Origin of the sequence: Streptomyces sp. NPDC020422 (assembly GCF_044386705.1) — a bacterium.
GTDB lineage: Bacteria > Actinomycetota > Actinomycetes > Streptomycetales > Streptomycetaceae > Streptomyces.
In genome coordinates this window covers 38,852-52,459 of sequence record NZ_JBIRVJ010000012.1, presented here as the reverse complement: position 1 = coordinate 52,459, position 13,608 = coordinate 38,852, and the positions used below count along the sequence as shown (strand labels likewise).

The window sequence follows — 13,608 nt, the reverse complement described above, 5'->3', positions numbered from 1 at the left end:
GGCCGCCCCCTACCGTGGAGATCGCAGTGCCGCAGGGGTGGCGGCGGAGGGGATGTACCAGCATGCGCAGGGTTCCGCCGGAGATGTTCCGGTTCACCACGGGGGAGACGGCCGACTTGAACGGGGCCGTGCTCGAGGCTTTCGGGGTGGCCGGCGAGCACCTGGAGACCGCGCTCGGGCTCGACGGCGTACGGGAGCGGCTGCGTGCGGTCGGCTGGGTCTCGGACCTCGAGGACGAGGAACTGCACGAGACGCTGAAACGGCTGGTGAAGTGGGAACTCCTCGACGTGGTTCACAACCACGCCCAGAACTACCGCACGGCCGAGGAGTACGAGCGGCGCAACCTGCACTACTCGCTGACCCGTCGGGGCGAGGCCGCGCTCGCCGGGGTGCGACACGCCCTGGAGGTGCTGGCCTCCACAGGGGCGCTGCAGACCGCGGTGCTGGAGGCGATCGCCGACCGGCTCGACGAGCTGACCGTGCTGTCCGGCGAGCCTGCCGCGGCCGACCGACGGATCTTCAGCACCCTGCGGGAGCTGGAGGGTCATCTGGAGGGCCTGGTGGAGAACACCAAGGCCTTCAACGGCCAGTTGCAGAGGCTCCTTCGCACCGAAGGAGTGGATCTGGACGTGTTCCGTGAGGTGAAGGCCGCCACCGTCGCGTATCTCCAGGAGTTCCTGGTCAATCTCGACCGGCGCGGCGAGACGGTGGCCGCCGCCGTGGCCCGCGTGGAGGAGCGGGGCATCGCGGTGCTGCGTGAGCGGGCCCTGCGCGGTGCCGAGCTGCCTCCGACCCCGGGAGAGGACCCGGCAGCCGGCTGGCTGGAGAGCCGGCGGGCGCGCTGGGCGGGGCTGAGGGCCTGGTTCCTGCCGGGCGACGGGGCGCGCCCCCGGATCGAGCAGCTGCACGACATCGCCCGGCGCGCCATCGTCTCCCTCCTGCAGGTGCTGGAGCGGATCAACGAGTCCCGGCGCCGCCCCTCCAGCGCCGTACAGGACTTCCGCGAGCTCGCGCGCTGGTTCGCTGCGGCTCCCGACGAGGAGGACCTGCACCGGCTGTGGTCGGCCGCCTTCGGCCTCGGCCCGGCCCGCCATGCCCACCTCGCCCACCCGGACCCGGAGCTGATCCCCTCGTCCCACTCCTGGTCCGAGGCGCCGCCGGTACAGGTGTCGGCCCTGCTGAGGACCAGCGGACGGACCGAACGCTTCACTCGTACGGCCACGGTGCGGGACGTTGCGGCGGTCAGGGCGGAACGCGCCGAGCGGGCCCGGGCGGAGCGAGCGGAGCTGGCACGCGCCTGGCAGGCGCTGGAGACGGACGGCCCGGTACGGCTCTCCTCTTTCAGCACCCTCGACCCCGCGGCCTTCGACCGTCTCCTCGATCTGCTGGGCCGGGCGCTGGCCGCCCGGCCGGACGCGGGTGGCCGGCGACGGGCCACGACCGGCGACGGCCGGGTGGAGGTGGCGCTGTCGCCGCCCCCCGACGGGCGCACCGCCGTACTGCGTACCGTGCAGGGGACGATGGCAGGACCGGACTACGTCATCCACGTCACGGCCGTGGGTGGGGCGATCTCCTTCCCGGCAGTCCGCGCCGCCACGGGGCAGGAGGCCGCAGGATGAGCACCCTCGCCAACCAACTGGCCTCCGCGGAACGGGAGGAGGTCGCCCGTGCCATCCGCCTCCTTCTGGCCCGCCCGCTGCTCACAGAGGCAGCCGACCCGACCGGTTTCGATCTGGTGCGCCGCCGCCGTGACCCGCTGACTCGTTGGTTCGACTACACCTGCGGCTGGAATCTGGTCGTGGAGCCCCGCCGGGGCTACGCCCGCCTCACCAAGGTCCGCGTCAACCCCGACGGCTCCCGCCCCGCTCGCCGGGCGCGTTCCGGCCGGGCCCCGTTCGACCGCCGACGGTACGTCCTGCTGTGCGTGGCCGCCGCGGAGCTGCTGTCGATGCCGATGACGACCATCGGCATGCTCGCCGACCGCGTCGTCCAGGCCATGGCGGCCGACCGCGCGCTGGCGGGGTTCGACCCGGTCCACCGGCCGGAGCGCATGGCGTTCGTCGACGTCCTGAAGCTGCTGGAGTCGTACGACGTACTGCGTGTGGTGGACGGCACGACCGAGACGTACGTCGACTCCGCGGAGGCGAAGGTCCTCTACCGCGTGGACAACACGCTGCTCATGCGGCTGCCCGCCGCACCGGTCGGCGCCTCCCGGCTCGCCGTGCCTCCGGAGGAGGTGCCCGCGCGGTTCGAGGACCTCCTTGTCGGCCTGGTCAGGGAGCGCCGCTACGGAGGCGCTTCTGCCGACGACACGCACGCCGAGACCACCGCGATCACGGACGCCCAGCGCAACCTGAGGCTGCGCCACTCGGTGCTGCGCCGCCTCTTCGACGACCCCGTGCTCTACCGGGCCGATCTCGCCGACGACGAGCTCGCTTACGTCACCTCTTTGACCGGACGCCAGATCCTGCGCCGCTCTGTCGAACAGGCCGGTTTCCTCCTGGAGGAACGGGCGGAGGGCTTTCTACTCGTCGACCCGGACGCCATCGCCACCGACGTCCGCTTCCCCGACGACAGCTCCACAGCCCGAGTCGCCGCGCTGCTCCTCCTCGCACCGCTCTGCGCCACGCCCGCGGGCCTGCTGCCCGAGCAGCTGGCCGAAGCCGGAGCGGAGCTGCTGCGCCGCTTCCCGGGCTGGGCCAAGGCGTACCAGTCGGAGGAAGGCCCGGCCCGCCTTGCCGACGACGCCGTACGGATCCTGCTCGACGTCGGCCTGGCAGGCAGGGCCCGAGACCGTGTCGTCGCGCGACCGGCCGCGTACCGCTACCGCCTGACGGAGACCACCGGCCCAGCCCCGAAGAACGATCCGCTAGCCGTGACCACCGCCGGCAGCGTCGGAGAAGGAGACAAGCAGTGAGCGTGACGGAACTCCCCCTCCAGCGACGGCCCGAGGAGACCATCGAACCGTCACCCGTTCACGAGGCGGACACCGGCCGCGGACGCTGGCAGCCCCATCGCGCGGGCATCCTCAACGTCTGGCGCTACTACGACGAGACCTTCACCTTCCACCAGGGTCGCCTGCTGCTGCGCGGTCAGAACGGCACCGGCAAGTCCAAGGCCCTGGAACTGCTGCTCCCCTTCCTCTTCGACGCCAGCCTCCGCCCCAACCGCCTCTCCACGTTCGGCGGTTCGGAGCGCACGATGCACTGGAACCTGCTCGGCCAGGGAGCGTCCGGAAAGACCCGTGTTGGGTATGTGTGGATGGAGTTCCGCCGCGTCGGAGACGACGGCACCGAGCACTGGTTCGGCTGCGGAGCCCGCCTGCACGCGAGCGTGCACACCACCACGGCGCACGCCGACTACTTCACCACCACCGCCCGGATTGCCTACCCCGACGGGGTTCACCTCGTCAACGACACCGGACAGCCCCTGACCAAGGCGGCCCTCACCGAAGCCCTGCGCGACCGCGGCGAGGTACATCCGGCAGCCAACGACTACCGCGCCACTGTGCGGCGCGAACTCTTCGCGGGCATGGGCGAGCAGCGGTACGAGTCCCTGCTCTCCGCCTTGCTCCAGCTCCGCCAGCCCAAGCTGTCCGAACGGCTCGACCCCTCCCTCCTGTCCACCCTGCTGTCCCGCGCCCTGCCCCCGCTCGGCGAAGGAGAGATCACCGAGCTCGCCGAGGGCTTCGAGCGCCTGGACCGACAGCGGGACCACCTCGACCGGCTCGACGCCGAGGTGACGGCCACCGAGAACGTCGCCTCCCGGCAGCGCGCCTACGCCCGTCGGGTCCTGCGGGCCGGCGCGGCAGCGCTGATCTCTGCGACCACCGAGATGGACGACCTCACCCGGAACGCCCGCGTCAGCGCCGAGGAGTACGAGAAGGCGTGCGAGGAGCGCGCCTCCACCCTGGCCCTGCGCGAGGAGCTGGAACTGCGGGCGCACGCCTTGGACGAGATCGTCGAAGGGCTTCGGGAGAGCGACGCCTACCAGAAGGGGGAGGAGCTCGACCGGCTCCGCCGCGGCACCGAGGAACAGGTCGCGGCCGCCGCGGAGCTGCGTACCGCCGCCCGGTCCGCCGAGGCCGAGGCGGAGGAGGACCGGAAGCACGCCGACGAGGTCGCGGGACACGCCCGCTCGCGCGACGAACACGCCCGCGCGACTGCGGACGAGGCACACCGCTCGGCCCGGGCCGCAGGCATGGAGTCCATTCACCACGAGGTGAAGACGATGCTGGACGCGGAAGGGGAGGTGAAGCCCCTCGGCAACGAGTCGGCGAACACCCCGGTCAGGACGGGGAGCAGGCGGTCCGATGCTCCTGGCACCGCCGCCCGCCGACTGCTCCGGGGCGCGGTCACCGCCCGACGGCAGCAGGTCGCCGACATCACCGACGCGATCGACGCCCACGACCGGGCGGTACGCGACCGGGGTACCGCCGAGGGCCTGCTGGACGAGGCCCGAACCCGGCTCGCGGACGCGATCACCCACCGCGACACGACCGCCGCCGCCTGGGACGAAGCCCTGGCAGCCCAGGCGGAGCGGCTGCTCGCCTGGGCCCGGGACTGCACGGAGCTGCGCATCCCCGACCTCGATGAACTGGCCGCCAGGGCGGCCGTCGAGGCAGACGTGCGCGAGCTGGTCGAAACGGTCGCACGACCGCTGGACCAGGAGATCACCACGGAGCGGGCCGGAGTCCGCACGGCGCAACAGGGGTTGGAGCAGGAACGTGACCTGCTCGACGCGCGGAGGCGCAAGCTCAGCGGCGAGACCGATCTCCAGCCCGTCGCTCCACCCACCCGCACCACCGTCCGCACGGCTGCGGCGGGCGCGCCGCTGTGGCGGCTGATCGCCTTCCACGAGGACGTCCCGCTCCCCGTACAGGCCGGGGTGGAAGCGGCACTGGAGGCGTCGGGCCTCCTGGACGCATGGGTGAGCGCATCCGAAGGGCTCACCCTTCCTGGGCACGACACCCGTGTCGAGGTCGGCCTCGCCACGACCGCCCCCGGCTCCAGCCTGCTGGACGTGCTGAGGCCCGAGGAGGACATTCCCGTACCGGCCGGCACGGTGACCCGCATCCTCGCCGGCATCGCGTACGGCACCACCCTGCCCGGCGGTCACCCTGCGGCAGTCTCCTCCGACGGCGCCTGGCGCCTCGCGCCGGCCACGGGTTCCTGGAGCAAGCCGGAGCCCGCCCACATCGGAGCCCTCGCCCGGCAGCGGGCCAAGCAGCGTGAGATCGCCGAACTGACCGAGCTGATCGCCGAGAAGGACGCCTCCCTGGCCACCCTCGCCGACCGGCTGCGGGAACTCGGAGCCCGCGCCGCTCGGCTGGCGGAGGACCGCACCGCCCGGCCCGACCACCGGGAACTCGACGCCTGCCGACGGGGCTGGGACCGGGCCGAGGAGAAGGTGGCCGCCCGGGACGACGCCGTGCGTGACGCGACCGAGCATCTGGCCGCACGCGAGGGTGACGTGGCCGGCGCGCTGCGCACGCTGAGCCGCAGGGCCGCCGAATACGGACTGCCCACGGACCGCGACCGGCTGCGCGAACTCGGCCGCGACGTGGAGAGCTTCCGCGACCTCGCCGATGCCTGGACGGACGCCCGCATCGACGCGATCGCGGCCGCTGAAAGGGCTGGTGAGACGGCCGCACGGGCGGACCGGTCACGCCTTCGCGCGGAGAAGCAGACCGCCGACGCGGCCGCTGCGGAAGCGAAGGCGTCTGGTATGACGGCACGCCTGAAGGCGGTGGAGGAGACGGTCGGCGCGGACTACCGGCAGATCGTCGCGCGCGTTGCGGAGACCCGTGCCGAGCGGATCCGCTGCGGCAAGGAAGCCCGCCAGGCAGCCGAGCTCCTCCTGGGCCTGGAAGGCCGCATCGGAGAGCTGAGGGCCACCAGTGGCCAGGACGCCGACCGGCAGGAGAAGGCAGCCGAGGCCCGCGACGGCGCGGCGCGGCGGTTCCGGCACCTGTGCCTGGTGGGTCTGGCCGAGGACGCGGGCGTCGTACCCGAACTCGACGCCGGGGACGGCACCAAGGCCACTCTGGAGGCCGCGCGCGCCATGGCGGCACGGTGGCCCCAGGTCCCGCACGCCCCGCGCCACCTCGGCGACGCCGCCACCCGCCTCTCCGAAGCCGTCCACGAGGCCCGCCGCCACCTCGGCGTCCGCGCCGACCTGGAGCTGGAGCCCGATGACGACGTCCAGCTCTTCACCGCCACTCTGGAGGGCGTCCGCGTCGGGGCGACCGGTCTGCTCGCCGCGCTCACCCAGGAGCGCGACCGCAGCCGCGACGACATCAGCACCGCCGAACGGCGCCTCTTCGACCAGATCCTCACCGGTGACATCCGCCGCCACCTCGCCGCCCGCATCCGCCGGGCCGGCGAACTCGTCGCGCACATGAACGGGCACCTGGAACGGGTCCGTACCGCCTCCAACGTCGCCGTCCAGCTTGTCTGGGACGTCCGCCCGGACCTCCCCGACAGCACCCGCACCGCCCGCCAACTGCTCCTGAAGGACCCCGGTCGGGTCACCGAGTCCGACCGGGAGGCCCTGCACGCCTTCTTCCGCGCCCGCATCGAGGAGGCCAAGGGCAGTGACACGGCCGCGAGCTGGGAGGAACACCTCGGCGAGGTGCTCGACTACACCGCCTGGCACACCTTCACCGTCCGCCTCGACCGGGCGGACGGGAGCGGCTGGCAGCCCCTGACCAAGCGGCTGCACGGCGCGCTCTCCGGCGGGGAGAAAGCCATCGCACTGCACCTGCCCCTGTTCGCCGCCGTCGCCGCCCACTACGAGGACGTGCCCCTGGCCCCCCGCCCGATCCTCCTCGACGAGGTCTTCGTCGGCGTCGACACCGTCAACCGCGGACAGGTCTTCGCCCTGCTCACCGCACTCGACCTGGACCTCATGATCACCTCCGACCACGAGTGGGGAAACTACAGGGAACTGCCCGGCATCGCCGTCCACCAACTCCTGACCGACGGAGACGACGCCGTCACCAGCGCGCGCTTCGTCTGGAACGGCACCGGAATGGAGGAAGGATGACCTTGCGAGACCACCCCGTGTCCGGCGGGACGACCTCTCGGGAGCATCTCGCGTCGGGTGACGCGACCCTTCGCCGCCCCGAACTCCATCCCGTCTGGCAAACGGTCCACGACCGTCTCTCCTCCGGCCGCCCCGTCACACGCGTACGCCTCGGACTGCTGGACGAGACCCAGCGCGAAGCCCTCGCAGACCTCCTCGGCCTGGACCGCCTGCCGGACCCCCGGCCCTCCGTCGCCCTGGCCCGCCTGGAGGAGGCCGTCACCGAGCTCTCCGGCCGCACAGTACGAGAAGTCGTCGCCGAACTCATCGGCCCGCTCGGCGACAGAGCCGGTGAACGCCGCCGCCAGGAGGACGAACGCGCCGGTCTGTGGGCCTGGCTGGCTGGTCACGACACGGTACGGGCGCAGCCGGTGCTCGCCGACTGGGCTGCGTCCTGTCGAGCCGCGGGATTGGTCGGCGGCTCGGCGGAACGTACCCGTACGCTCCTCACCGACACGCTCAAGGTGCTCGCCGAACTACCGGGCCAGGCCGAACCCCTGCCCGTCTTCGCCGCCCGAGTCCTGAACGGCCACGCCCACGCTCTCGACGACGGCGCACCCGTCTCCACCCTCGTCCTGCGTGCCCTGGCGACTCTGTACGACATTGCTCCGCCGCAGTCCGCAGCGGAACGGCGCGCCCTGTGGTCCCGCGCTGGCGTCGCCGACGACGAGCTGTCCGCCACCGTCATCGCCGGCGGACTGCGCCCCGGCGGCGACGGCCTTCTCGCCCGTGTGGCCCGCCTGTGCACGGAGGCCGGCCAGGCCGCCAGCCTGACCCTCGCCCACGTCAGGAACCCGGGCGAGGTGACCCTGCCCGCCGCCCTTGCCCCACCCATCGTCCACGTCGTGGAGAACCCCAGCATCTTGGCTCTAGCCCTCCGTCGCTTCGGTTCCAACTGCCCACCGCTTGTCTGCACGTCCGGCTGGCCCAACAGCGCAGCTATCCAGCTCCTGCGCCTACTCGCGGACCAAGGCGCTGCTCTCCGTTACCACGGTGACTTCGATGGCGAAGGCATCCGCATTGCCGCATACGTCATGGAGAAAACAGGGGCGCACCCCTGGCGCATGACGGCGGCAGACTACCGATCCGCGATCGTCCGCAACGCGCACGGTCCTCGACCGGGGCGCATCACCGGAGCACCGTGGGATCCCGAGTTGGCCGAAGCCATGGCGGAGCACGACATCGCCGTGGTCGAGGAGCTGGTAGCCGATGCACTGTTGGAAGATCTCGCTGCTGCGGCTCGCCAGGAGCACCCCGCTGGCTGTTCGTGACGCTCATTTGACGCTCCAAGCGACCGAAGGGGCGCTCAGAGGAGCCGTATACCGGTGCTGACCTGCGGCTATGACGACTGCCGTTTTGCGTGACATCTTTCCGATGACGCATCACGTGGAGTGCGTGGCGATTCTGGAGCCGGTGAAGAAGGACGCGTGACCTGGGGTTTGCGGGTGCGCGGTAGGTGCCGTGTGGGCGTTACGGGCGATATCTTGACGCTGAGATGACGCTCGCGTCGTTCCTTTGACGCTCGTTCTGATGGGGCGTCAGTCGATTGTCGGGGAGAGCCAGGCCGCGGGGCGCACCGATGAACAGACGCGCTGCGGCGAAAGCGACGGAGCACGGCGAGCGAGCCTCGTCGGCTCCGTTTCGCTCTTGTGCGCTCGATGAGGAAGCGTTGCCGACCATTGCCTGAGAAGGCAGTGCCTATCACCTCGACGCGCGGCTAATATCCAGCTCTCAGGTACCGGCATGCGTCCGGCCTTTGGCCTGCTGCACGTCTGAAGGAGAACGGAAGCCCGGTGAGCAGTGCTCGTTCTGGTGGGCGGGTGCTGGTTGCCCACCCCGGTGACCCCAAGCGCGTCGGCCCCTACCGGATCATCGGGCGCCTCGGCTCAGGGGGCATGGGCACGGTGTTCGCCGGCCTCGACGCCGCCGGTCTGCGGGTCGCGGTCAAGGTCGTCCACCCTGCCCAGGCGGACGGCGCGGAGTTCCGGGCGCGCTTCCGCCGAGAAGTCCAGCTCTCCGCCCGTGTCCAGGGCCCCTGCCTCATACCCCTGATCGCGGCTGACGCCGAAGCACCGTCACCGTGGCTGGCCACTGCCTATGCCCCAGGGCTCACCCTCGATCGGTACATCGCCGCGCACGGGCCGCTGGCCGGTGGAACCCTCTACGCCTTTGCTACGGGCACAGCCCAGGCCCTCGCAGCCATCCACGCCGCGGGTGTCGTCCACAGGGACGTCAAGCCGCAGAACGTCATCCTGACCCCGGTCGGTCCCCGAGTCCTGGACTTCGGCATCGCCCATGCCGCCGACGGCACATCCGTGACGCGCACCGGCATTCTGACCGGAACCCCAGGATGGATCAGCCCCGAGCACTACCGCACCGGTACAACGGGCCCCGAGGGCGACATGTTCGTCTGGGGCGCCCTCATAGCCTTCGCAGCCACCGGTCGCGCGCCCTTCGGCGGGGGAGCCCCCGACGCGGTCGCCTACCGGGTCATGTCCGAGGATCCTGATCTGCGTGGCCTTCCTGGCGAACTCCACGCCATCGTGCGCAGCGCTCTCGCCAAGGAGCCGCGGGACCGAGCCACCGCGTGGGACGCTGCCGAGACATGTGCCGTCCTCCTCGCAGCACAGGCCACACAGGTCGCGCCGACGGGTGCGGAGCCGACACTGGTGGGCGATCCCGTCGCTGCCCAGTGGGACGTCCCCGCTCTGGACGACCCGAACTGGAGTCGTCCTGCCCGTTCCAGCAGACGACTCGTCGGCATCGCGGCGGTGGTGGGCACTGTCATAGGTGGCCTGGCGGGCGGAGCGCTGGCCCTGCAGCCCGACAAGACGGAGACGACTTCGACGAGTTCCCGTCCTCCCTCCAGCGCATCCCCCAGCAAGACTGCCACCATGCCGGCTTCCGCTTCGCCCGCAAGCTCCCAGGCTGTGGCGGAAGCCGCGTCATCCCCTCCTCCTGCGAACCCGGACGAGGCGACGATCGCCACGTGGCGTGCAGCTCGTCGTGCCAAAGGAGAAGCGGAGATCGAGACCGAGGCCGCACTCGGGCACGACCTCAGCTACGGCATGGGCGAGGAGTACAACTACAGCGGTCAGTACGACGTGGGCTACGCCCCGTCCCGGAGAGAGCTCTACATAGCCATCAGCGGCCCGGCCGTGGAGTCACGCGTCGTGCAGGGAGTGGCCAAGAACGCCTGCCTCACCTTGCGCATGATGACGGGCATCTACAAGTCCCTTCCGTACGACGAGTACGTCCTGGTCGACAACACCACGTCCACGGCGCCGGCGATCGTGTGGGAGGACGACTTCCGCGCCAACACCGGCTGTATCACGCAGACCATCGACCGCACCGCCGCCGACCCCGGGCAGGAGCCGAGTTGGCACCCCACCGAAGAAGGACTGGCCGCGGCCCGGATCCCCAGCGTCGACAAGCGCGAAATCAGAGTGGCAACCGAGGCGGTCCACCAGCTCTTTGTCGACTGGAACGCCAACTCCCGGCTGTTCGAAGACCCCCGCTATATCAGCGACGAGGACACCAGCATCGGCTTCGCTCCGCACGAAGGTGTGATGTACGTGTGGGCCACGAAGCCCGAGTGGGACCAGAGCACAAGAGAGGAATGGGCAGAGGCCGCCGCCGGCGTGGCCTGCCGGACTGTTCTCGCGGAATCTCGCGCGGGGCAGGAGTGGGGCTACGCCCAGTACGCCGTGGCGATCCTCGACGGCGCTGGAGATACAGAGTTCCTTCGCTGGGGCACGGCCGGCAGCTGCACGAGCTGACCTCCCTCCAAGTCGTTGTTGCACCTGGCAGAAGTCAACCGAACGCGACGTTTGTCGATCCGATCGGAGGACCTTGGGCCTGCCAGCCCAGCGAGTGCACCCCGCTGGGCTGGCATCGAGGTTCGGTGAGGCGTGGTCTGGCGGAGGCTCGGGGAGTAGGTCGGCTCCCAGATGGCTCCCCATGGGACGCGGTGCTCAGCGAGGCGGCTAGGTGGCCGGCGTGGTGGCTATCGGGTCCGCGGGTGTGGCGAGGACGCGCTACGGGTGGTTGCCGCCGTGGAGATCACGAAGTTGGTGGTGATTCCTGCGGTGAGCCGTCGACGTTGTGATGGCCTGGGTCGCTGCCATGTGCCTTTGCGAAATGGAATGGCTTCGTCCGGCTTGCCTGATCAGGTTTCGGTCAATCTACCTGCCTCGCGGCCTGTTACGCGCAATGTCGCCTTTGTGATCTGGCGGCTTCCGCCGTTCGTCGTGAAGATGCCCGCCGTACGAGCGAACGGGGAAGCGGCATGGGAATCGCCTGGGGCACCAAAGCTCGGGAGAAGAAGCGGGAGGAGGCGTGCACGGACGGGTGGCCCGGTGTGCCCGTCCAGCGGGCTGCCCGGACGGCCGACACGCCTCGTCCCGCGGAGGTGGATCCGACTGTCACCGAGGTGACGCGGTTACTGTGCCAGGCGGTCTATGCGCGGCCGGATCGAGTGAAGGAGCTCAAGGCGTGGTGGCGTAAGTTTCGGGGCAAGAGCATGGCCCCGAAGAAGCCGCGGCGTAGTACACGCAGGCCCATTTACCTGGAAGGCAGTGACGATTGCCCTCCGCTGGGCGAGCCGACGGCACAATGGGTCATTGACCATGTGCTGAACGGCCCGCCGGCGCCTGTGCCGTCGTATGGGTTCGATCTTGTCCCTATGGTGGCGCACAGCCTGCGCGCACGTCGCGGGCGGTGGCTACGGCGTCTTTGCTTCCTGTTGCTCCTGACAGCGGCCGGGTATGTCTCTTCGTGGGCGACGGCGATCTGGGTAATCGCGGTCGCGGTCGCCCTCACCATGAGGTGGGCGGCGTTTCGAGCGCAGCGCAAGAAGAAGCTCAACAGTCGGCTGGCCCGCCGCCCGTGGTTGGCGTATCTGCCTCTCGTCGCTCCGTGGATGCTGGCGCTGGTGCCGTACGAGCCGGCGCCGGAGGTGAGGCTCGGGCTGGCCGCGGTGCCGGCCGGCCTACTTGCCGGGATGGCAGTGGTGTACGTCGGGGACCGGTTGGTGGCGAGGGCCGCTCTGTCTGTGCTGAGTCGCAAGCGGGTCTCCCATGACGCGCTGCCGTGGACGGCGCCGAGGGCCACCCGGAGGCTCGCGAAGATCAGGGAGGAGCAGGAGGGGCGTCAGCTGCCCTATGACGCCTCGCAGCACTTCATCGGCGCCGGACGCGATCTCTGGGGAGCCGCCCACATCAACATCCCTCTGAAACCCGTAGACCCCGAGGAGTCGGTCAAGCCCTTCGGCGAGGCGGAACTGCTGCGACGCGTGGGTGCGGCACTCGACGAACTGGGCCGGGGTGAACGGGAGATCACGGACCCGCTGCCAGGGTTCTCCATGGAGCGAGTTCTCGGGTTGCCGGCTCACCTCTGGCTACAGCGGACCCGGGAGGCGAACGGGGAAGCGCCGGACCTGACTGGCCGGGGTGGTAAGTCGCCCTCCAGCGAGCCGACGCGACTCTATCTGCGCGCGCAGTGCATCACCTGGGACGGCCAGGTTGTGGTCAGCGTGTTCGTTCACGCTGCCCTGGAGGCAGGCGAGTTGCGTCTCACCGTACGGCCGCACGTCATGACCCCGCTCTACAACGAACTGAAGGTGACAGCAGCCCCCGTCGGCAAGCGCGGTGTGCGGCTGCTCAGGTGGGTGACGACCCAAGCCCTCCTGGACGCGGCAGCCGGCCCCTTGGCGTTGTGGCGCCTGGTCGCCCGGATCGCGCTCGGAGAGAGCATCGAGGGTCGGGCCGAGGAGGAGGATCCTGTGAGCCTGCGGGACCGGTACTCGACTGAGGAAGTCACTGACATGCATCAGAGTGATGACGCCAAGCGACATGTCGTCCTCATGGAGACCTGCGTGTTCCGCACTGTCGCTGCCTACTTGCGGGACCTGGGCATCGACACAACAGCCTACGACCAGCAGGTGGCTGCTGTGACCAACAACATCCAGATCTACGGCGACAACAACGCGCCGATCCAGAACGTCGTCGGTAACGGCAACAGCAACATCGGTCAGGGCTCTACCAGCCAAGGAGGAAAGTGATGGCCATTGGACGACGTCGACCTGACCCCACACCCGAGTCGGGGCACGGCTCGGGCATCAGCATCGGCGGCAACAACAACGCCCCACTCCAGAACGTCGTCGGGCAGAACATTTCTCATGTGCACCAGGCTGCATCGGCCCACGGGGTCACCGACGTCGACGCCGTACGATCCCTCCTCGTCGCGTTCCGGGTGGATCTGGAGCGCAACGCGGCGGGTCTGCAGCACATGGAAGCTCTGAGAGCCATGGCGGGCACTGCGGACGACTCACTTGCGGCTCCGGCCGAGCAGGCGCACACGCTGAGGGGAATCGCACAGGCACTGCCCGCGCTTGTCCTCGGGACCGCTGTCCAGCAGAGCGGAGAAGCCCTCGCCACGGCCATCGGCGGGCTGCTGACCTGAAGCTGGGGAGCGCATCCATCGCCCGATCAGGAGGCATGTGGAGCCGGGGCAGGAGGAGGA

Annotated in this window: 7 protein-coding genes; all 7 read left to right on the top strand. The window is 70.3% G+C overall.

What is annotated here, in order from left to right:
• The first annotated feature begins 62 nt into the window (after window positions 1–62).
• The 7 genes from ACH414_RS29090 (at window position 63) to ACH414_RS29060 (ending at window position 13,548) form a co-directional block, all read left to right on the top strand.
• Window positions 63–1,619, top strand: coding sequence for a TIGR02677 family protein (locus ACH414_RS29090; RefSeq protein ID WP_367814125.1), 1,557 nt, complete (start codon window positions 63–65; stop codon window positions 1,617–1,619).
• Complete coding sequence (locus tag ACH414_RS29085) at window positions 1,616–2,917, top strand: TIGR02678 family protein (protein ID WP_386570241.1); 1,302 nt, start codon at window positions 1,616–1,618, stop codon at window positions 2,915–2,917. Before ACH414_RS29090 ends, ACH414_RS29085 begins: the two co-directional genes overlap by 4 nt.
• Complete coding sequence (locus ACH414_RS29080) at window positions 2,914–7,047, top strand: TIGR02680 family protein (RefSeq protein WP_398944019.1); 4,134 nt, start codon at window positions 2,914–2,916, stop codon at window positions 7,045–7,047. Before ACH414_RS29085 ends, ACH414_RS29080 begins: the two co-directional genes overlap by 4 nt.
• Window positions 7,044–8,357 (top strand): TIGR02679 family protein, encoded by a 1,314-nt coding sequence (locus tag ACH414_RS29075; protein WP_398944017.1) that lies wholly within the window; start codon window positions 7,044–7,046, stop codon window positions 8,355–8,357. The genes ACH414_RS29080 and ACH414_RS29075 overlap by 4 nt, the downstream gene beginning before the upstream one ends.
• 522 nt (window positions 8,358–8,879) lie before the next feature.
• A complete protein-coding gene (locus tag ACH414_RS29070; RefSeq protein WP_398944015.1) occupies window positions 8,880–10,865 on the top strand; it encodes a serine/threonine-protein kinase in 1,986 nt (661 codons plus the stop codon).
• Window positions 10,866–11,374: 509 nt separating this feature from the next.
• Entirely contained in the window at window positions 11,375–13,147 is a 1,773-nt protein-coding gene (locus ACH414_RS29065) for a hypothetical protein (protein ID WP_398944013.1), read from the top strand.
• Window positions 13,147–13,548 (top strand): hypothetical protein, encoded by a 402-nt coding sequence (locus tag ACH414_RS29060; RefSeq protein WP_398944011.1) that lies wholly within the window; start codon window positions 13,147–13,149, stop codon window positions 13,546–13,548. Before ACH414_RS29065 ends, ACH414_RS29060 begins: the two co-directional genes overlap by 1 nt.
• Window positions 13,549–13,608 lie beyond the last annotated feature (60 nt).